The organism is Paenibacillus baekrokdamisoli (genome assembly GCF_003945345.1).
In the GTDB taxonomy this organism is placed as follows: domain Bacteria; phylum Bacillota; class Bacilli; order Paenibacillales; family Paenibacillaceae; genus Paenibacillus_Z; species Paenibacillus_Z baekrokdamisoli.
Genome location: NZ_AP019308.1, coordinates 4992538 through 5014241 on the forward strand (window position 1 = coordinate 4992538; position 21704 = coordinate 5014241).

At 45.4% G+C, this 21704-nt stretch carries 14 protein-coding genes; 2 read left to right on the top strand and 12 right to left on the bottom strand.

Annotated features, from left to right (window positions below):
• Positions 1-44: 44 nt before the first annotated feature.
• The 9 genes from hflX to EKN16_RS21985 all read right to left on the bottom strand — a co-directional run bounded on the left by hflX (position 45) and on the right by EKN16_RS21985 (position 17185).
• A complete protein-coding gene (gene hflX, locus EKN16_RS21945) occupies positions 45-1322 on the bottom strand; it encodes a GTPase HflX (protein WP_125662220.1) in 1278 nt (425 codons plus the stop codon).
• Positions 1323-1870: 548 nt separating this feature from the next.
• Positions 1871-2566 (bottom strand): DUF899 domain-containing protein, encoded by a 696-nt coding sequence (locus EKN16_RS21950; RefSeq protein ID WP_125662223.1) that lies wholly within the window; start codon positions 2564-2566, stop codon positions 1871-1873.
• Positions 2567-2974: 408 nt separating this feature from the next.
• On the bottom strand, positions 2975-5686 hold the full coding sequence (locus EKN16_RS21955) for an S-layer homology domain-containing protein (protein WP_179955558.1): 2712 nt from the start codon (positions 5684-5686) through the stop codon (positions 2975-2977).
• A 325-nt stretch (positions 5687-6011) separates the two neighbouring features.
• Entirely contained in the window at positions 6012-6509 is a 498-nt protein-coding gene (locus EKN16_RS21960; protein WP_125662229.1) for an SRPBCC family protein, read from the bottom strand.
• A 58-nt stretch (positions 6510-6567) separates the two neighbouring features.
• Complete coding sequence (locus EKN16_RS21965; RefSeq protein WP_125662231.1) at positions 6568-7698, bottom strand: response regulator; 1131 nt, start codon at positions 7696-7698, stop codon at positions 6568-6570.
• A 117-nt stretch (positions 7699-7815) separates the two neighbouring features.
• Entirely contained in the window at positions 7816-11001 is a 3186-nt protein-coding gene (locus EKN16_RS21970; RefSeq protein WP_125662234.1) for an ATP-binding protein, read from the bottom strand.
• Positions 11002-11166: 165 nt separating this feature from the next.
• On the bottom strand, positions 11167-12861 hold the full coding sequence (locus EKN16_RS21975) for an S-layer homology domain-containing protein (protein ID WP_125662237.1): 1695 nt from the start codon (positions 12859-12861) through the stop codon (positions 11167-11169).
• Between the two features lie 52 nt (positions 12862-12913).
• On the bottom strand, positions 12914-14992 hold the full coding sequence (locus EKN16_RS21980) for an RCC1 domain-containing protein (protein ID WP_164522944.1): 2079 nt from the start codon (positions 14990-14992) through the stop codon (positions 12914-12916).
• A 498-nt stretch (positions 14993-15490) separates the two neighbouring features.
• Positions 15491-17185, bottom strand: coding sequence for a methyl-accepting chemotaxis protein (locus EKN16_RS21985; protein ID WP_125662244.1), 1695 nt, complete (start codon positions 17183-17185; stop codon positions 15491-15493).
• Between the two features lie 289 nt (positions 17186-17474).
• Here EKN16_RS21985 and EKN16_RS21990 point away from each other — a divergent pair, with 289 nt between their 5' ends.
• Together EKN16_RS21990 and EKN16_RS21995 are read left to right on the top strand one after the other, a co-directional pair.
• Positions 17475-17870, top strand: coding sequence for a VOC family protein (locus tag EKN16_RS21990; protein ID WP_125662247.1), 396 nt, complete (start codon positions 17475-17477; stop codon positions 17868-17870).
• Positions 17871-18135: 265 nt separating this feature from the next.
• Complete coding sequence (locus EKN16_RS21995; protein ID WP_125662250.1) at positions 18136-18795, top strand: SGNH/GDSL hydrolase family protein; 660 nt, start codon at positions 18136-18138, stop codon at positions 18793-18795.
• A 282-nt stretch (positions 18796-19077) separates the two neighbouring features.
• Here the strand turns inward: EKN16_RS21995 and EKN16_RS22000 are convergent, their stop codons facing one another.
• From EKN16_RS22000 to EKN16_RS22010, 3 genes are all read right to left on the bottom strand, one after another.
• On the bottom strand, positions 19078-20088 hold the full coding sequence (locus tag EKN16_RS22000) for a reverse transcriptase family protein (RefSeq protein WP_125662253.1): 1011 nt from the start codon (positions 20086-20088) through the stop codon (positions 19078-19080).
• A gap of 147 nt (positions 20089-20235) precedes the next feature.
• Entirely contained in the window at positions 20236-20601 is a 366-nt protein-coding gene (locus EKN16_RS22005; protein ID WP_125662256.1) for a hypothetical protein, read from the bottom strand.
• Positions 20594-21568: a phosphoribosyltransferase gene (locus tag EKN16_RS22010; protein ID WP_125662259.1), complete on the bottom strand. Its 975-nt coding sequence runs from the start codon at positions 21566-21568 to the stop codon at positions 20594-20596. Before EKN16_RS22010 ends, EKN16_RS22005 begins: the two co-directional genes overlap by 8 nt.
• Between the last annotated feature and the right edge of the window lie 136 nt (positions 21569-21704).

Genomic DNA, 21704 nt, shown 5'->3' on the forward strand with positions numbered 1-21704 from the left:
CCACAATTCACTGTTTGTTATAGGGAGCTAAGTCTGACGAATTACTATTCACTCACCGCTGGTTCTGCGAATAAATGCTGGTATCTCTCATAGTCCGCTTTTTTGCATTCCATCGTGAGCCGAGTTCCGTTCGGCTCATAGGAGGTTGCCTGAACATGTGCATTGGCATTGAAATAAGCGACTAAACGGCCTTCCGCGAAAGGAATGATGACCTCGCACTGCATATAACCTTGGAAGATCCTATCCTTCACAAGCGCAATCAGCTCATCCACCCCCGCCTCTTGCTTGACGGAGAGGTACACCTTGTCTCCATTCACATGCGGATATCGCTCGCTGGTAAGATCGGTCTTATTGTACGCATAGACCATCGGAATATGATCGGCGCCCAGTTCCTTGAGCGTCGTATTAGTCACTTCCATGAGCCGTTCGTACTCCTGATTGGAGTAGTCGACGACCTGTATTAGTAGGTCGGCTTCGGTGACCTCTTCAAGGGTTGAGCGGAACGCTTTGACCAGATAATGCGGCAGCTGGCTGACGAATCCTACTGTATCAGTGAGCAGAAAAGACTTATTATCTGGCAGTTCGATGCTGCGTACCGACGTCTCTAATGTGGCGAAGAGCATATCTTTAGCCAATACCTGTTTGTTCAAATCAGGCATATATTGATTCAGAATCCCATTCATGAGACTGGATTTACCCGCATTTGTGTACCCAACGAGACAAACAACAGGCACACCCGTTTTCAGGCGCTGTTTGCGCTGAACCTGACGCTGTGCAACGAGCTTCTCCAACTCGTTCTGCAGAGCGGAGATTCTATCCTCGATGCGCCGGCGGTCAAGCTCTAGCTTTGTTTCGCCCGTTCCTTTGTTTTTCATACCGGAGCCGCCGCCTTGACGACCAAGCGATTCACGTAGACCGACGAGCCGTGGCAGCATATATTGCAGCTGAGCCACTTCCACTTGCAACTGAGCCTCACGCGTTCGAGCTCGTTCAGCAAAGATATCTAGGATCAGAATCGTTCGATCGATAACCTTCTTCTGCAGCGCGCTTTCCAGATTGCGGATCTGCGATGGAGACAGCTCATCGTTGAAAATGACAGTCGATGCGTCGACCCCTTGCACAAGTGCGGACAGTTCTTCGACTTTGCCGGTGCCAAGGTAACGGGAGCCATTGATCTTTGCCGCCTTCTGGGTCAGTTCCCCGACCACCTCGATGTGGCATGCGTCCGCAAGATTGCGCAGCTCCTCCATGGAATAGGCAAAATCAGGCCGATCCTGTAAATTAACACCGACGATAACGGCTTTGTTGTTCGTTTGTTCCATATGAAAATTCCTCCTTCAAGTAAAACGATAGTGAATAAAGACAAAAAAACGCACTGGCGCTCTGGCCTGTGCGTTCGGTTTACGAATAGAGGAGTTTGGATAATACCCTAATGGAAGCCGAAGCTTACCGACTAGAGGCAAAGAGGTCATTTCGGTTAGCGACAAGAAAGAAACCCACCACGTTGGCGAGTAACAATTATATACGCTTCCGAAAGCTTTCTTCCTTAAAGGCAACATGAGACTTACATCCCGATTCATCTCGTAGTAAATTAATGCATATGGGTTACCTTTAATGGGGCAGACCTATCCTGAGTCCTCTGCACACAGGCAGAGACTTGGCGCTATTCAATTAGCCGCGCAAAGTTCTAACTCGGATGAAGTCTATCACACGTAACCCTCCGTTCCATTTTAAGTAAGCTCATTCTAACATACGGCATAGCAAAAATCCACAACCTCTTGTGGTTGTGGATTTACATGCTGGAGGCGTACCGTGCTGTGCAAAACCATTCACCGCGGCGCGATGATTCGGATATTTTCGCATGTTCCGTTTATGGTTTCGCGACGTATTGGTCACGATGACGCAGTCCACGATCATCCTGCCGACCCTGCGGTACTAAGTCGAGAAACTGGTACGTGATGTTCATCATGTCAATGCCGCGGGCATAGGTAGAGTATGTGTGAAATATATTTCCTTTTTCATCCCTGTAGAAAACGCTCACACCTTCCCTGTCCGTACTCATTGGATTCTGCAGTGTGTAGTTGTAAAATGCTTCCTTATTCGACGTTTTTTCTTCCATGAAAGATGCTTGAAAATCAAAATTAAAATCCGTATGTTGTGAAGAAAACCAAGGAAACGACCAACCCATTCGTTTTTTAAACGCTTCCAGCTTTTGCACCGGTGCGCGGGAAATACAGACGAAAGAGACATCACGGTGATTCAAATGTGGAATCATCCCACTGTAGTGATCTGCCCAGAAGGAACAATGTTTGCAGCCTTGATCCCAACTCGGATCGAACATGAAATGGTACACAACCAGCTGGCTTCTTCCGTCAAATAGGTCTGCAAGTGACATCTTGCCTTCAGATCCGTCAAACGTGTACGACTTGCTGACTGCTTCCCACGGCAGATCTCGCCTCTGCTGCGTGAGTTCATCCCTCAACTTCGTGAATTCCTTTTCTTTCCGTAGTAGTTCTTTCCGCGCTTCGATCCACTGGTCCCTTGGTAGGACTCTATGATTTTCCATAATAACACCTCATCTGTGCCATTTTACCATTTATTCTATCCGATATCGAAATCCGGTATGCTTCAGCTGCTTCCCGCTCCTTCAATAAGCAAAGAAAGAGACCATGAACAAATGACCCCAGTACCGTTAGCGCCACTCTCACCAGTGTGAGCAAGCTTCTCTCAGCATCTAAATAATGAGTCAGTAACTCGGTGAAATCATGACCTTTGGGGAAGAACTCCCGAAGGAGCCCGTTTTCTGGTATGTAAGTCTTAGTTACTTTACAACAGCAGCCAACTGGTTGTTACTTTACATCTACATAAAAGAATGAAAGTGCACCCTTAGAATTCATCGGTTAACCCAACTGGGCTTTGCCAAATGATTATTCTAAAAGGTGCACTCTTGTAGATTTAAAAATTGTACTTATGATTACATGTTGAAGGTAACCATAAAACGATTAATAATAGCTGCGGCTTCAGCACGTGATACAGCACCCGTTGGATCAAGAATGCCATTACCCTCACCAGAAAGTAAATGGTTGCTTACGGACCACTTCATCGCATCAACTGCCCAAGTTGAGATTTTGTTCGCATCTGTGAAAGCCACTAAGGATTGGTTAACGTTGACATTCAATTTGTTTGCTTTTGCATAATTGAAGATCATCTGAGCAAGTTGTTCACGAGTAATAGATTGATCTGGAGCAAAGTGAGTACGATCAACCCCATTGACGATGTTATTCTGGCTTGCCCAAGCTGCCGCATCACTGTAATAGGCATTCGCATTAACATCTTTGAATTGATTTGACCCTGCTTCAGGTTTACCAGCTAAGCGGTGCATAACAGTGACCAGCATACCACGAGTCATAGTTTCGTTCGGGCTGAACGTATTTGCCGCGGTCCCCGTGAACAACGCATGTTCCACAACATAGTTAATGGATGAAGCCGCCCAGTGATTCGAAATATCACTAAAAGTGACAGCAGGTTGAGCGGGCTCAGTCGGCTTAGTCGGCTCAGTTGGCTTACTTGGCTCAGTTGGCTTCTCCGGAAGTTTCTCGAAGGTCACAACAACTTGATCAGAAGATTTCAGACCCGTCAATTGAGTGAGCGCTCCCTTAGATATCCCATTGATCGTAACATCTTTAACCTGGTAACCTTTATCAGGTGTTATTGTAACATTACCATTTGAATCAGCAGCAGCAGTCCCTCCACTACCAGTGACGGATACATTCGGCTTGCTGGAGCTGTTGTCTGACGAGCTATTAGAAGGGTATGCTCTCACGATAAAGGTATAAGGTTTATCTATACTTTGATCGCCGCGAGATATCGTTGCAGTCAGTGTGATAGAAACATCCCCCATGCCAGAGGATGGACGTGTGACAATCGCGTTATTCTTGTCGATGCGAATGATATTCACATTACTGCTCTTCCATTCAATCCGGGTGCCATGCAGCCCTTCAGAAGGTAGGGGAATGTTAGACATAATCGCACTCGTATCACCAAGTGTTGAAGTTACATTAGCAATCGTATCGGTAACTGCCTGCTCGTCGCTGAGCGCCGCGACATTAACAAAGATCGGGTTGGAATAAAACCACAAGCCTGTATAGTTGCGGTCATTAATATTATTGAAGCGTTCCTCGTCGTTCTGTTCCGAGTTAAATGACTGATCTTGTAGTGGCTCGCCGTTAACTGTGAAGCCTGCGACGTCTGTACCAAGGTTCGTACCACGCAAACGATAATAACGGTTAGTATCCGCAGGCACCTTATAGGAGACAGTGTAATAGCCGTCGGCATCTGGTTGTCCCCAATCGTCTTTCGTAAAGCGTTTAATGACTTTCGTCGTGGCATTGGTTGTATTACTGGCATATTGACTTTCATCTATCTTGCCAGTCACTTCTCCAGAGATCAGATCGACATGATCGACCTTGACATCATTAGTGACTGATGTAACATGCGAGCTAATTGGTGCATAGTTGTTGTGCTCTGGGCTCTTGAAGCGAATACTTATCGTTGTAAGATCCCCTTCGGTCACTTGTAGGTTCTCGCCCATTTCAGCCTGATTGCCATTTCCAGTTGCTTTAAAATCAAGCGCATTGATGAGATCGCCATAAACGGCATAGGATTTACCTGAACGCATACCCTTTACAATATCTTTGAAGGTATTACCTTCAACCCAAGTATTGTTTCGCGAGTACTCGCTAGGCCAGTAACCACTTGAATAATTCCGATTGCTGCTCACCTTAAAATGAAAGTCGGAATTTGTGAAGTTCCAGAAGTGGCGGCCTTCACCAAGCATGGCATCCCACATTCCGCCGACCTTTGCGACCATGACGTCGGCTCCGCCGTATATGTCAACTAATTCCGACCTGTTCCCACCGGCCGCCATCTGGTTACCCGGCAACCCTTCCATACCAAACACAATTTCAGGAGCAAGATCGTTCATCTTGCGAATGTCTTCGATAGTGACAACACCCGTGCCGCCGTTATGTCTAGACGGATGGTTAAGCAATACATAACTCTCCGGGTAATTCGTTTTCAGCCACTCAATGGCTTTAAAGGTTTTATTTTTATCGGGTTTCAACGTATTCTTATCAGGCCTTGCTCCCCAAAGCTCTTCCTCATTTGAATGAAACATGCCTGGAGTTGTATCGTAGCTGTACAACCATTCGAATTGATGAATAGCTTCGATGGGCACTTTATTACTTTCGGAATCAATAATGCCGACAGAACCATGATCCAAACCCATCATGTCCCATTCAAAACCAGAATAAATGGATTTACCTTTGTATTTGCCAGCATCTTGGAGTGATGTAAACTTATCAAGTTGATCTTTAATCGCTTCCCAACGTGCAGTAGGCTTGTCTCTGCCATCTGGATCTCGCGGCGAATTGCGTAGATGATCAGATAGTACGATGAAATCAAAGGGATCACCGTACGTCAATGAAGTGACTGTTTCTGCAGGCTTATTGCCAAGATCCTCTCTAAACGCAGCATCGAGTACATTTTCCAATTTCATAAAAGATTCGGATGCATCACTTGATTGTATGGTATGTGTGTGGTACTCACCGGACATCCATTTCCCAGTTAAATTGGAGGAAGGTGTGTTCTCTGCTGCAGACACCGTCGCCGCACTCTGTGCGAGCATTAAAAAGGCGCAAGAGCTACAAATTAAAGACTTCAGCTTACTGTTCATGTAGTTGTAATTCCCTTCGAATGAAATATGGTATCGATTCCAGTATAGAGATGAAGTGTAAATTCACATGTTGAATATTTAAAGATATTTGTAAAAATTGAAAAATAGACCTCTTTTCTTCTAATGTCTATAGTCTACAATTCCAGGCACATGAAAAGCTCGGGCCGCGTGAGGTTGGGCTTTTCATGGTGTGAACAGTCTCGGTCTCCCCTCTCGAAAAGAGAGCATAAAAAAGAGAGACCTCCGTCTCTCTGTCGGTCAAGCCACATTTATCGTATTATCCCCCAGCCATGTTTGAAGAAGCGGCTCCGCGTCTACGCTCCAATTCCCGCTCAAGCCCCTCCAGTCCTTTTCTCATCGCCCAGTAATGGTTCGACCGAAATATCGGTTTCATCACCGGGGACAAAAATTTGAGCAGCGGTTTTTCCGCGTTCACATACCAATCGTATCGCAATTTCACATACTCGCCATCCTGCTCAAACATCCACGTGCCGTGTCCAGCCAAATCTCCCGAAGCCTTGAGCGACAAGGAATATGGCGCATTTTCAGCCGTTTTGCACGAGTTCCAGCGCAGCTTGTACGGCAGTTTGCCCTTCGTTAGAAGGGCGAACACTTCATTCCCCGTTTCCTTATCTCGGCCTGTCGTCTGAATATCCAGATACACTTCCGGCCACCACCGCTTGTAGTCCATGAAGTTCGAACAAACCTCGTACATTTCCCAAATGTCTCCCTTGATTCTCCACTCCGTTGGCATATAATACTCGTTTACACTCATGATATCCACCCGTTCCTTAGTTGATATTACATATTATCGCAAGGATAACGATCGATGCTCACAAAATGCTCCCAAGCGTTCGCTCCGCCAGCGCCCGAATGTCTTCCGCCGGGCCGACCCCGAGCTCCGACGAAATTCTTTTGGCGTATTGCTCATAATGGTTCTGAAACGAGCCGAATTCTCCGAGTTCCGCATAGAGCCTGAGAAGCTCCGCGGTGATTTCTTCGTCGAGCGGCGCAAAACCCAGATAGGTGAGCAACGTCTCCTTGGCGGCCTGGTCATCCCCGGCACCTCGGTAATATGCCGCGAGCATGCGGGCAAGAGAGGCCTGCTGCGCCGATACCTCGGCCGCAAGCCCCGAGCTCCATATGTAGTCCTTGCCTCCGAACAAGACTCCGCGGCAGTACCGGAATAGCTTCTCTCCCTCCGCCACATTCCGATCATCGATCGCCGGCGTCCGGCTCAAGAAATCGCGCAACCATTCCAAATCCGACAATTCCGAAGCGCCTGGAAAATGATACCCTTCGTTCGTATGCGTCAGATCGACCGCGATTCCCGCTTCCTTCAGTGCCTTCTTCAGCCGGTAAACCGTGTTGTGAAGATTGTGGAGGGCCCGGTCTTCGTCCAATTCCGGCCACAGCAAGTCGGCGAGCTGCCACTTGCCGGCAAGCCGGTTCGGATAGACGAGCAAGTAGGCGAATAGTTCTTCCGTCTTCCGTGTCTGCCAACTGACGAGCTTGCCGCCCTTCCCCCTCGTCTCGTACGTTCCCAAGCAGCGGACGGGCGGCGGATCCCCGACGGCAGGCGGCCGCAGCGAGGAGCGCAGCATGTGGTTCTTCATGAGCCGGGATACAACCCTCTCCAGCGAATCCGGCATAACCGGTTTGAGCAGGTAATCGACCGCGTTTACGCGGAACGCCTCTACCGCGTACCCCGGATAAGCGGTCGTGAACACGACCTGCAGTTCTTCATCTTGTGAACTTAGCCTACCCGCCAACTCGATCCCCCCCATCTTCGGCATCTCGACATCGAGAAAGACGGCGTCGGGCTTCAGCTCCCTGAATTTTACGAGCGCTTCGAGCGGGTCGGTAAAAGTCCCTGCTAATTCCAGTAACGGATGACGTCCAACCAATATCTCCATCAAATCAAGAATCGGTTTCTCATCTTCCACGATCATAACGCGAAGCATGCGATTTCAACCCCCTGCATCTTCAAACTGCAATTGTATGTAGCTCAAGCCAATCCGTGAACGGCGACGATTATTCCTTTGGCAGATTCTTTTTGGATTACTTTCCTTTCGTGACGATCAATTGGATTCCCCCACAAAGATGTCTTCGCCTTGCGTCGGTAAGAAGACGGTAACTCTCGTCCCCCGACCCAGCGCGGAATCTACCGCCAAGCTTGCTCCCTTAATCGAAGCAAGGCGCTTGCGTACGTTCGACATGCCGATACCGGCGTCGTCCGGTCGTTCGCCCGCCCGGATAAGGTAAAGCACGTCATCTGCCATGCCGATGCCGTCATCGACGATGTCGAACCGCAAATAGCCGTTTCCGTCCGACACCGTCAACGTTACGGTGCCGATTCCCTCTTTCTCGAACAAACCGTGTCGGATGGCATTCTCGACAAAAGGCTGGATCGTGAGCGAAGGAACGACGACGGCTTCGAGTCCGGGATCCGCATGCAGCTTGAAAATTAGACGATCGCCGAACCGAGCCTTCTCGATTTCAACATAAGCGTGGATAAGCTCCAGTTCTGTATGCAAAGGAACTTGCAGCATATATTGATCCCGCTCAAACACGAACCGCAAATAGCGGCTCAGCATGGAGAGCAAATGAGCAGCCTTCTCCCCGTTGGTATAGCAGTAAGAGATGATGCTGCTAATGGCGTTGTAGAGAAAATGCGGCTTGATCTGAGCCTGGAGAAACGCCGCTTCGTTCTTCACGGCTTGCTCCATCGCCGTTTTCATCAACAGCAAGGTCCGTACTCTCGCCACAAGCGTCTTCGCATCGAACGGCTTCACGATAAAGTCGTTTCCGCCTGCCTGGAAGCAAAGTTCGATATCATGCCGGGAATCTTTGACTGTGGCGAACAGGACGGGCAGTTCAAGCACCGAATGCGTCTCCCTCAAGGTCCGGCACAGATCGATGCCTGACATCTCCGGCATCATCACGTCTAAGATCATGAGATCGATCCTAGGGTGGTGTTGCAGCTTGCGGAGGGCCTCCTCGGCCGAGAATGCCGTCAGCACATTATAGTCGTCGCCCAGTAGATTCAACAGAACCCGAATGTTCGCCGGCTCATCGTCGACGACCAGGATCGTCTGATCGCGCCGGTCGTCTACGACATCCAACTTGGCGGTGAACGCCGCGATGCTATTTTCGGCTGCAACTGCGACTTCGGCGAAGGCGAGGGCGTCCCCCACCTCCCAGCCTGCGCTCGCAGCAGACGGCAGCGTGAACGTCATCTTCGTACCTACACCCGGTTCAGACCGCTCGACGAAAATCTTACCGCTCATCCGTTCCACCAGCTGTCGGCTGATATACAAGCCAAGCCCCATCCCTGTGTACCCGTCTTGCGGCATCGGACGCTCCGCTTGTTCGAAATAACCGAATATCGCCTCATGGCTTTCCTGGGGAATTCCGATTCCCGTATCTTCCACGGATACGATCACTTGGTTTTCCACCGTTATCGCGCTGATTGCAATCCTGCCTTTTTTCGTATGCTTGATCGCGTTATGGATAAGGTTATACAATACCTGGCGCACCCGGTTTTCGTCCGCGAGGACGAACGTTCCCGCCCCGATCCGATTGTCCCAGCGCACGTCTTTGCCCGATAGTTCGAATTCCAGCACCTGGAACGCAGTCTGCGCCGCCACGCGCAAATCGAGAACCGTTTCCGAAAGTCGCAGATCCCCATGTTTCACCCGGACGACGTCCAGCAGGTCGTTCACGAGCATCGAGAGCTTCGTCGAGGTGTCCTGGATGAGAGATAGCTCGCTGCGCTGCTTGTTCGTAAGGACGCCAGCCTTCCCATTCAGCAAGAAGGAGGCCATGTTCTGAATGCCATGGAGCGGCGTCTTGAGTTCATGCGACGTATGAGCCAGGAATTCGTCCTTCAACTTTTCCCGCAGCAGCAATTGCTCCGTCAGCCTCTCCGTGCTGTCTGTGGCGCGGGCGAGACGAAAAGCAAGCAGCGTATTCATGAACGCGATGACCGCGAGAAACGCAATCCGACGGCCAATGTCGGTCTCGACCCAACTGAGAGAATAGAAGGCTCCAAACAACGAAATCATCATAATGGACACAAGCATTCCGCCGAGTAATGCGGTTTCCTTGCGATCCAGTTGTCCGTCCGCTTTGACATAGAGCCGGATGGCACGACAGAGATAGAATAGAACCATCAGCGCGGAATAATACCAGGGCAGATCGCCTAGGACCGCATAGACCGTATAGGGGAGCGTGGCGACAGCCGCGAGATAAGCGGCAAGCGGCGTGAACAGCACCAGGAGCATCTTGCGCGACAGCAGCTTGCCATCCAAGTAGTGGAGGAAAGTGCCGAGTACCGCGAAATTTAACAATCCGCCAAAGTAAACGATATCCTTCGCCAACTCATAAGAAAATCCCGGGAAGAGCTGGAGCAGCAGCTTATCACCAATCATCGCAGCCAGGGATATAAGCGTGAGGAAGTAAAGGGCGCTGTAGAGGTAAGCCTTGTCCTTGAGCCTCATGACATAGATGCTCAAGTGATACCCGCCGAACAGCAGCAGGATGAACAGACCGGAAAGATCCACGCCGAACTCAATCCGTTCCTTACGAAGCAAGTCGTCCTGAAAGCCAAGCTGCAGGTCCTCGAAGCCCCCGGAGTTCTCATAGTTGTCATTTGCAACCTGAAGCACAATGTCCATCTCCCGGCCTTCCGCTCGGATGAACGTCGTGTACGGTTTGTTTTCCGTTACGTAGTCATCCGGATTATTAGTCGGATTGCCCCCGGTCCCGATCAACGCACCATCGGCGTAAAGCCGGTGCGCCCTATTAATGTTGTTCACCCGGATGCCGTAGCTGTCGCCGCTCTCCTTGAGCTTCACAATCAACCGATACGTACCGTATGGGCTTCGGCTCGCCTCGCCCAAAGATCTTCCGCTATACCAAGCATTCGGAATGTTGGCTGTGATCGTTCGGGCGTCGTCGGCTGCACCATTGCGAATATCATCTGGCGACAGCAGCTTGTTTGGATAAAACATCCACTCCCCGTCGAGATTGACGAAGCCTCTCCCTCCGAAATCCCATCCGCTTAAATCCAGCACGCCGTGCCGGGCCTCCGGGGCTGCCCGGTTCGGTACCGCATAATCGTATAACCCCACTAGGAGGACAAACGAAAGCAGAGGAATCAAAGTCAGGCCTGCAGCCCGGGAACTGAACCGCATTCCTTTTCGCAACCTTCGCTGCCATCTCCCCACCGCCGTCACATCCCGCTCTCTCTTTTTCGACAGCATAACCGCCCCCGCTCCCAAAATTCTCTTAAGGAGATTATGACAAAATTTCCTACAGCTCGCTATAGTAAAGTATCGCAGGGCGAGGCTCAAGGTACGATACGGACAAATGGTTCTAAAGCAAAAATCCAGAACCTCATGAGGTTGTGGATTTTCTGTAATAGAGTATTAGTTTATTAGATTTAAAATCTGTAACATCCGATATAAAAATAAAGCACTCTGAGCACGGTCCGCATTCATACCAGGAGCCAGTTGACCATCCGCTATACCGCTCGTAATACCTATCTTAATCGATACAGCGATCGCTTCTTTCGCCCATCCTTGAATTTTGTCATGATCGGCATAGGGGGAGAGAATTTTGTCGATATCTGCTGGGGATATCGTCTCCTTCCAGATGCCACTCGAACACATCGCATTGTAGATCATTTGAAGCATTTCCATTCTACTGATCTCTGCATTCGGTTTAAAACTTCCATCGGAGTAACCTCTGATGAGATGTGCTTTCACCGCAGCCCCAACGGATTGCGCGAACCAATCACTGGACTTTACATCTGTAAAGCTGTGCTGGTTATCACTATCGGGTATGACACCGAGCGCTCGCGTAAGCATCGTGATGAACTCAGCACGTGTCACTGTATCAGTTGGCTTAAAACTTCCATCTGCATATCCGTTCAGCACATATTTGGAAGACAGTGTATGAATAGCTTCTTTCGCATAACTGTTCTCAACATCGGGGAATTTTTTGCTATTCTCGACTACAGCATATACCGCATTATTCTTCCCATAGATTTGTGCCTGAAGGCTTCCATTCGAATCTTTCATAAATACTGCTGGCACAGGATAATATTTACCTGTTATCGGATCAATCATCACGCCGGCAAGATGATTAAACGCTACATTGCTAAATGAATTTGGCACGGTTAAGAAGTGTTTCGTATAAGAATCAAACTGATTCATGGTATGATCCGATCCATTTTTTTCGATTAAGCTCATTTTATAATCAATTGGCGTAGTAACAGACGATATTCCTAATTGACGCAAGAGCCCTTCGCTTACCAGACTCTTCTTTGACATACGTAACTTTACATGTGCGCCGGTTAACGGTACCCCAAATTGTTCAATCGATTTTTGAATAGCGCTGGCGGGGAAATGGAATTCCGTAAACTTTGATTGGATGACAAGTACCATAATCGGGTTTTTATCTAGAAGTTTTTGAAAGAGTTCCGCTTCAAAATCGAGCTCGAAATCATCCCATCCCTCTGAAGGGATTTGCAATACCAGCTGATTTTTATCGTTAGTTGATGGCAGATGATCCAACGCATCCAGAATAATGTTCGTAGCTACACCCGCTTGCGCAACCTTGCGCCCATTGGAGTCGGTAACTATAGTCGGGTTTACGGTTAGGCTACCATCAGGATTCTGTTGCACTGGTGATGGCTGTGTGGTGCCACCTGTATTACTGCCAGTACCGCCAGTGCCGCCACCTGTATCGGGTGAATAAGGATGAATCTCAACATCCGAAGCATAGGGAACAAATTGGTGATCCGAATTCAAATATCCTAACAATTGTCCCATCGCATTTTTTACACCAATCATGTATTGGTTGGCATATGGCGGGGAGTTATAGTCATCCAACGGCAGGAAATTAGACAAAGTATACGAGTATGCGCTAGCTCCGGTTGCTGGAATCTCCGCAATTCTACTTTCGTTACGTTCATTATCGCCATTAATCGTCTTTAAGTCAGGCATGATCACATAGCTTGATATCCCTGCCTCATTCGATGCAGCTTTCCACTTGATGGTCCCGCTCAGATTGTTTCCGGTTGAATCCGTGCTTTGCATAGTGGCATCTAAAGGCAGCATGGAATCCTTCCAAAGACTAATGAAATCCGGCGTGATATGCTCGGAGGTGCCGTCAAAGGTGTATAAACGAATTCCTAATGCGCCTGTTGGGATTATGCGACGTTTTGCCGATCATGTCGCCCAGCTTGTTCCCTTGGCCATCTTCGAAATAAAAACGATATTCCGTCAGCTGCGATGGTGTTAACGAGGGATTCCAGTAAAACGAACCGCCAATTTTCCCTGTCGGTGTCTCAGAATCCGGCCGATAAATAAAATCAGTCGGTTGTGTATCTGAAATAATATGAAGCGTATGGGTAACTTGGCTGCCGAATACATACACTTGGTTCTCTACAAGAGTTATTGGCATCTCGTCGGACGTGTCTTCCGTAATCTCTACATGATAGAGACCAGGGTACAAACGATCGAATACTGCAACTCCGTCCGCTGAGGTGATCGCTGTCATTTTATTTCTAAAATCATCATCAGGTACAATCGTAACGGTAACGTCGGCAGCGGGTGCGCTGTAAACAGAGCCGTAAACGGAGTTCGAAACAGATGGATCGGCAGACGCTGACGCATTCCACTCCTTAACCAGTACTTTTAACGTAACGGAACCCGGATGTACCGTGTAGCCTGCTGCGTTATTATCGTAGGTTACGGTATCCGACACACTATGATCGCCAGTATATTCAGTATGGATTTTTACGTTGTACGTTCCAGGCGGCAAATAACCATTCAGTGTATGGGTTACGCCAGTAACACCCTGCCCTGAGCCGTAACTTGTCGACTCGCTCAGACTAGCGGTGCTTCCTCCCTGCAGATACACATCGAAATAAATCTTGTCGAAATTCGACAAAGTCGGAATATCATACGTAAACTTTAATTGATCGTTATTAACAACTTGGATGGAAACGTTGCTCAATGGCTTTGGCCCTACTTCGTATGATGACGCCAATGGAATCATCGGCAAGGGGATTCTAGCATTATCTATATTGTAGCCGACACCCAAAAGTCCATACATTCGTGTGTTACGATCATAGTTCGATCCGCTTGCAACGACGGTCCCATCCTCATGGATGAAAAAGGAGTTGTTATAACCTGCATAAGCAGCTTTTACTTTGGACACGGTTGAGATCTTCTTGAATTCGGTTGCTTGCCAATAGATTTGAGGATCGGCCAGTTGTCCTTGCGTCGTATCGCCTATCCCCCATACAGAACCATCGCTCATTAGCGCAAGCGCATGGGAATTGCCGACACTTAACAATTTCACGCTTTTGCCATTCAAGGATGCCACCTGAACGGGCGTATAGGAATCACGGGTATCCCCTGTGCCCAATTGCCCACGGCTGTTTTGCCCCCAGGCAAAGACACCATTGGTCGTTAAGGCGTAAACAAATGCTGCATTCGGGTTAGATACGATTGCGGTTGCGCCAGTAATGCCGCTGACAACAGATGCAACGGAGGATGTTGTAGTTGTATTTTGCTGAAGATCTATAAGACCCCATTGATATACGGTTCCATCATCCTTCAAGGCATATGATGCCAGACGGCCTTTTGCAATTTCCTTAATACCGGTCAATACCGTGTCGTTCTCGTCAGTAACAACCGGTGAGGGCGTAGGATTCATAGATACTTGACTTCCTTGCCCCAGCTCTCCTTCAAAATAATTACTGCCCCATGTCATTACTTTTCCATCAGAAGTTAATGCCATAGCCATCGTTTGGCCTGCTGCAATCTGTTGGATGCCGCTCAGACCATTCACTAATGTCGGAGTGGAAATGGCGGAATTGTTGGGAGGCAGCATCCCCCATTCCCACACATTACCTTGGCTATCTAGAGCCAAGGTGTAATCCGATCCGGCGGCAATATCCGTGATCTTCGGCGAACCGCTAATCGTAACCTGGCCCGGATATTGGCGATCGGCGGAATCGCTCGTACCCAGCTGACTATGGTTATTTTTTCCCCATGTCCACACTGCTCCGTTGGCATCTAAAGCAACTGTAAAGCTCTCTGCTGAAACAACCTTAACCGGATTGACTCCTGCAGCACTCATCTGCGAAGCATCCGTTGTCGCGAACGAAATCGAAGGGGAAGGAAATAAAGATAGAATCATTGCAAGTAATGTTATAATCCGCAAGTACTTTAATTTCATAAAAACTCTCCTCATTTAAGAATTTAAATAGATTCGTCATCGATTCCAGGGTCAGAATAAACTGTACATGCGTTCCAGACTCCTTTTTCTTCATAATTGCAACAGCATAGTCATCTTGCATAGTCAGTCTATAAGATCGCTCTCCCAAAATTCTCACAAAAGGGATAACCGAGGGGAAGCCGGTTATAATCTGGACCTCGTATTCCAACTGGGACTCGAGTAACAGAATTACAGCTGGATGGCTGAGCATGAAAATAATTCACGGAGACCTTAATCCGGCATTCCCGATATGCACTGCTTACTTTAAACAAAGTAAACGGCTAAAATTTATTGAAGCCCGCTCTAGCCTCTGAAAATGGCTAAGCGGGCTTCAATGTATCATCGCTTGGGCGCGCCCCAAGGATGCCAAGTATGGAAACTATTTTTCTTTTTGTATGTTTTAATGTCGTAAGACTTTAGCTTAGGCATCGTATAGTGCACCGTTGCTATTCATTAATTTCACACTTTAAACTTCATAACGAGAGCTTCCAAGCTCCGAGAATCTTTACTAAGCAAGTCCGTAAGTGAAGCAACCTCCTGAACTAAAGAGTATTGCTTTGCAGTCATATCGTTCACTGCTTTAACTCCTGCAAGCGATTCTTCAGCTACAGTTGCCATTTCGGAAACAGATGCTGCAATTTCTTCCGAGCCTGCCGCCATTTGTTCGCTGACCGCAGAAACCTCGTGAACTTGCAAAGACACTTTCTGAGTGGACTTCAAAATGTTTTCAAAAGATTCGATTGCTTCTTCCATCTTCTTTTGGCCCGTCAATACTTCTCCCGTCACTTGCTGCATCGCATGTTCAGTTTCTTGAGAGTCTTTCACAATATCTTGCAGCAATCCGAATACTTGCCCTATTGAAGTAGAGGAATGCTCTGCTAATTTTCGGATTTCGCTGGCCACTACGGAGAAGCCTCTTCCCTGTTCGCCTGCTCGTGCCGCTTCGATTGAAGCATTTAACGCAAGCAAATTCGTTTGACTCGATATTTCCGTGATGGCGCTAACAATTTTCTCAATATGCGAAGAGCGTTCTTTCAAATTAGATACAATTTCTACTGTAGAACTTACAGAATCGCTAATTTGGGCCATCTGCTTGCTAACTTGCTGTATAAAGTTCACGCCGCTTACTGCCTCTTTCTCCGTCTCAGTTGCGGCGTTAGCAAGATCCTCGGCGGATTCAGCGACACGCTGCACACCTGTAGACATTTCATTGATTGCATGAGAAGCATCGAGTGTACTTTGCACGGATGTTGTCGCCCCTCGCTCAATACTGGCTCCCTGCCTCGTAATTCCCTCTGTCGCACTTGCAGTTTCTTTCGTATTTTCAACCAGTTTACTCGACGAACTCAATACACTACGGGAGGTATCACGGACATCTTTAATAATAGATTGCAGGGTTTCCAACATAGCATTTAAGGATTTCGAGATTTCTCCGATTTCATCCTTGCCGGAGTAATCCAGTCTTCCGGTAAGGTCACCCCCACTCTGCGCAAGTTCGGCGATTTTTTCATTGACTAACTTAAGCGGTTTCAACTTAACAAAAATAATAATAAATATTGCTAGTAATGCTGCAAATGTAATTATAAGCAAAAGCACAGTTACCGAAAGCATCAAGCTTGCTTTTTGCTTTGCAACATTTGCTTCATTTTCCGCTCTCGTGTTCATCTTTTTTTGAAACTGCTGCAGCGGCTCCATGATCGTCTTTTTGTTTGCATCGTAATTGCTGTCAAACATGAGTTCCCGGGCTTTGGTAAAATCTTTGCCTTCCACAGCTTTCATTGCCGCATTTTCCGTTTTGACAAGAGCATCCGAATTTTGTTTTGACTGTGATATTAGATCCAGCTCTTCTTTAGGCGCACCCAATTCAGTTAATCTCTCCACTACATGATCTCTCGTTTTGGTCTCGTTTACTTCCTTCCAATAGTTGTCATAGTGGTTTTTGTCTCCGAACTGCACGAAAATTCTTGCTTCGTTCGTTAAATAGTCTGAGGAGTTGGCTAAATCGATACCTAATTGCTTGAATTCTACTTGCCTTTTTACAACGACGCGTTCCTGAGCTACGCTCTTTTGAAGGTTATAAATACTAATTCCGTTCAGGACCGTCAGAAGAATAAAAACGCCACTCATCGTCTTAAGCCAGGTAGAAATCTTCATGATTAGCCCCACTCCTTTGTTATGAAAAAAGTCCTTATTTCATTATATCGGTTGACTTTATTCGACAAAAAATAGGTCTTTATGCCCATTTCATAAGATGTGATTTTGGAGCCTATTTACATTTCGTCGTCTTATTACTTCAGGGATAAATTGTCATAATTCACAGTTTTGATGTCGCCTAAGGTTGCTACTGAACATGAATAATTTACAATATTTTTTATAAATCAAGCAGGAAAGGAAACCATAATAAAAGAAAGAGGTAAAGAAATCAAATCATAGGAGGAAAATCATGGGCAGATTAGTTCATTTCGAGATTCATGTAGATGACATGGAGCGTGCCAAGAAGTTTTATGGAGAGATATTTGGATGGACATTCGAGGATTGGAGTACTTATGCTGGAATGCCCTATTTTGGAGCTGTGACGGGCAACGCAAATGAACCTGGAATCAACGGGGCTTTGATGCAACGTCAAGGTACCTCCCCAGAACCAGGTCAAGCTATGAATGGTTATGCATGTACAATGGGAGTGGAGGACTACGATTCTACTGAAGAAAAAATTGTGAGTCTTGGAGGCAAGATTGCATTACCAAAATACGCACTACCAGGAATGGCGTGGCAAGGGTATTACATTGACACTGAAGGAAATGTATTTGGCATTCATCAGCCAGATGAGAACGCAAAATAATTTTTCATTGCATAGACAAAAGCCCGACCTCACGCCTCACGCGGTCGGGCTTTTTATGGTGGAGGCGAGGGAAATAATACTTTTAGACGCCTATTTGCAGTATTCATAATAAATGCCCACACAACCTACACATGCTTACAATACTATAGCTCAGAAGATGCACTTGAGAAGAATACGAACGAGTGAATATTGATTGTAAATATCTATTTTCGACTAACCTATTTGCATGGTCTGTATGATTATGAGTAGGGAGAGTGTTATTCTTATGCTCTATACAGCTCTTGGAGATTCCATCACATTCGGTGAAAATGCCTCCTCTTTCGCAAAGGCTTATCCCCAATTAGCCATAACCAATTTAAATTCACACTCCCGCTCCCGCAGGGTTACTGGATATGTTTTAGCTCATCCGGGTTGGAGCAGTTCTGATCTATTAGATGCAGCGATATGGCGAGGTTCCTCAATAATTAGCCAATCTGATGTTGTTTCTGTTTGGATCGGCGGAGTAGATTTAGTAAATGCGGCACTCATTTCGCTTAAAAACCAGCAACCCATAAATTCAGTTCAACATACAATCAACTATAGTCGGAATCTACATGCCCTTTTCACTCAAATAAAAAGAGAAAGTGATGCCCGAATCATTTGCTGTACGCAATACAATCCATTCCCGAATAGCCCTCTTTCCGCTGAGTCGATAAACCGCTTAAATCATACGACGATCGAGATTGCCCAAAACTGTAATATCAATATCGCTCCCGTTCATACGTGGTTTGAAGGAAAGCAAGCAGACCTTATCTATGGATATCGAAAAGGAAAGATTGAAGATGCGTTGAGCGGATCTCTGCCTATTCATCCCAATGATCAGGGACATCGCGTTATCGCAAAGAGATTGACCCCCTACCTTTTCCCACGCAAATCTTCACGTTAAATCTAGATGAGAAAATGAAAATGGCACCAACCTATCTTAGGTTAGTGCCATTTTATTTCTAGTGCTCTGCCTTCAATATATATATACTGAACCCGATGCTTAACGGCTACAGCTTAAAAATGGTGCAAATTCGATTTCATTATAGTAGTAATACAGCAAAAATCCACAACCTCATGCGGTTGTGGATTTACATTTGGTGGAGGCGAACCATGGCTATGTAAAACCACAATTCGCCGAAGTGTGTTGCTACAATTGTTTGGTTATAAGCCACTATAACATAGCTTAATACTCCCAATCGATACTCTGGAGTTTCTTCAATAGATCATCCCCTAACGATTTATCCACCATATTAATAAAATATGCTCTTCCAAACAGATGATCCTTATAGTTGGATTTTCTTATTCCAGTTCTTAAAATATGATTTGAAACACCAAAACGTAAACAAAAATGAATCTCCTGGCTTAACTTACGTATGAACTCTTTTTTTACAGATACCTTATCGTTAACCACCAAGCCCGTAACTTCTTGCCGCTGACCACAATTTAAAATTTTCGTCTTATCATTATTAATTAAAAAACCCTGTTTTGAGATAATTTTATAAATTTGAGGCAAGACTTTAACAATCTCTTTTCCCCCGGAGAAAGTCATGTCATCTGCGTAACGAGTAAATCTTATTCCCAATGATTGGCAAAAATCAGCTAATTCTTGGTCTAGCTTTATGCAAACTAAGTTTGAAAGGTAAGGGCTTGTCGGAGCACCTTGAGGTAAGCAGTTATTAACTGTACATATTTTGGTAAAGAGTGTAGCTAGCTCTTTAGTATATCCAGCAACTCGAAATACTCTATGCACTTTTACCGCTGAAATACTATTGAAGAAGTTTTTCAAGTCTAGATTAACAACACATTCCTGCCCTATATGTATAGCTGCATTCTTGATTATAGAAGTTCCTGGAATGTATGCTGTTGCCCAATCAGAGACTCTAAGTGGTTTAAGAATATATAACTGAATCCATTTTTGCAACTCTTTTAAAATATTATTGGGAGCATGAATTTCTCTTTTCCGATTATTAATAATAAGTTCAAACTCCCGATAATAACCTGCTCTATTATTTAAAAAATCGTTTAATTGACTGCTTTTGAGTTCTGTTAGTACAAGAAAATGTATCTTATCAAAAATTATCGGGACGTGACTTTTTTCAAGCTTTCGGGCGTAGTTTATGCACAATTCTATGTAATCGTTAGAATTCCCTAGTTCTAACATACTCTTGCGAAGATTATCTGTATATTCACTCATTGTGCACGCTCATAATATCAAATTGACAATGCAATGGTTATTACATGATTTTAATAAAACATAAACTTTAGAGCCGTTAATATTTTGGAAGTCGACATCGTCCCCCAACTTACCTAATCAACCTATTGCATTGTCGATCTAATAATATCATAATTTCAAGTGGAAATCCCTAGGAATATATATTTCTGAAAAGTTGGAACCCATCTGTATATATTTGCGATTTTCTTCATTTAATAATTTGATAACAGATATATCTGAGAGATCATGTTGTAGTAAGAACTCTTTCCCTTTATTGGTGACTAAGTAACCACTAGAGCTCGTATACTCGATATAATCGTCCTTCCGTAAATTTTGTATAATTCCATCTAGTTCACGAAAATTCAATGATAGTAATGTTTGTAATGACTTATGGGCGTAGTCGGAGCCCTTTTCATGTAGATATATCAATACAATCATTTCTTTAATTTTCAGTTTTGGTGCTTTTTTTCGACTCATTTCGCCACGTTCATCCATTAATAAGCCTCTCTCTAATTTTATTAAAAATAAATTTTGCTAAATTATTTTTCTTGTTTCCTCTAGTCTTTATAGCCTCTAATGTAACGTCTGTATTATCTAGTGGAAGTTCGTCTCCCCTAATTGTCCGCGGGAAAATAGGGTGCCATGTTACTCTTGCTTCCTGTTCCCAAAATGTCGACAATGTATTATTGGGTGTATTATGAAAAAACGCTACCAGTCCCTCCGATTCTTGAAACCCCATTATATCGTCGTCACGTTTGGCAATTTTACTCTCATACTCTCGAACAACTTGTCTTGCTTTAATTCTATCTTGTTCCTTTTCAAAGAATCTACCTTTAGAAAAGGCTTTAGTTAATTCGTATCCATATAAACATTCAATTTCCATACCTAAATCATTACGCATCTTTTCAATTTTCTTTAGTCCTTTAGGATGAGCAACTAAACACAGTATATATATTTTTTTGTCTTTGATTTTATTAGAGAAATCATTAATCAGTGGATGCAAATAATCCCTCAGTGTTGTTCCAGTTCCAATAATATCATCCACTAGCACAATATTCGATATCTCCGATGTATTATATGTCTTAAGATAATCTCGTAGCTGAAATGCAATTCTTGTAGTTTTCACCTGATCACTGCAAACTTCCCTAAATATTGAAAAAAACTCGTTGGTTCCATTGTAAATAGGTCTTTTAGGGGTAATTGGAGCATAAATAGTAGACTCGTGCTCAATTTCGAGTGATGTGTATTGTTCGTATAATTTTGCAAATGTATCATGAACTTTCTGACGATTGAAATAATTAAAGTACTTCAGTAGTATTAAAAATGTTGTTCTATGCTGCTCATCAATTTCGCCGAGCCACTGAGTTACTTTCTCTGACAAACCCTGAAGTTTCTGATCCACTTTCAATGCATTCTCGGATAGGTTATTGATGTTTAAAAATTCTTTTAGATATTCCTCCACTTGTCTCCTCCAAACTTATTCATTATTAAGTCATTGTTCTATCAGTACAATTTAAGTAGATTAATTCACAACGACTAATGAATAAACGATTATATCTTTTATTATAAAGCTTTTTAATTTCCATTTTACAATAAAA

Bases quoted from the DNA above. Each gene is read 5' to 3' on its own strand.
- hflX (WP_125662220.1), bottom strand. From the start codon at position 1,322: ATGGAACAAACGAACAACAAAGCCGTTATCGTCGGTGTTAATTTACAG.
- EKN16_RS21950 (WP_125662223.1), bottom strand. From the start codon at position 2,566: ATGGAAAATCATAGAGTCCTACCAAGGGACCAGTGGATCGAAGCGCGG.
- EKN16_RS21955 (WP_179955558.1), bottom strand. From the start codon at position 5,686: ATGCTCGCACAGAGTGCGGCGACGGTGTCTGCAGCAGAGAACACACCT.
- EKN16_RS21960 (WP_125662229.1), bottom strand. From the start codon at position 6,509: ATGAGTGTAAACGAGTATTATATGCCAACGGAGTGGAGAATCAAGGGA.
- EKN16_RS21965 (WP_125662231.1), bottom strand. From the start codon at position 7,698: ATGCTTCGCGTTATGATCGTGGAAGATGAGAAACCGATTCTTGATTTG.
- EKN16_RS21970 (WP_125662234.1), bottom strand. From the start codon at position 11,001: ATGCTGTCGAAAAAGAGAGAGCGGGATGTGACGGCGGTGGGGAGATGG.
- EKN16_RS21975 (WP_125662237.1), bottom strand. From the start codon at position 12,861: ATGCTGCCTTTAGATGCCACTATGCAAAGCACGGATTCAACCGGAAAC.
- EKN16_RS21980 (WP_164522944.1), bottom strand. From the start codon at position 14,992: ATGAAATTAAAGTACTTGCGGATTATAACATTACTTGCAATGATTCTA.
- EKN16_RS21985 (WP_125662244.1), bottom strand. From the start codon at position 17,185: ATGAAGATTTCTACCTGGCTTAAGACGATGAGTGGCGTTTTTATTCTT.
- EKN16_RS21990 (WP_125662247.1), top strand. From the start codon at position 17,475: ATGGGCAGATTAGTTCATTTCGAGATTCATGTAGATGACATGGAGCGT.
- EKN16_RS21995 (WP_125662250.1), top strand. From the start codon at position 18,136: ATGCTCTATACAGCTCTTGGAGATTCCATCACATTCGGTGAAAATGCC.
- EKN16_RS22000 (WP_125662253.1), bottom strand. From the start codon at position 20,088: ATGAGTGAATATACAGATAATCTTCGCAAGAGTATGTTAGAACTAGGG.
- EKN16_RS22005 (WP_125662256.1), bottom strand. From the start codon at position 20,601: ATGGATGAACGTGGCGAAATGAGTCGAAAAAAAGCACCAAAACTGAAA.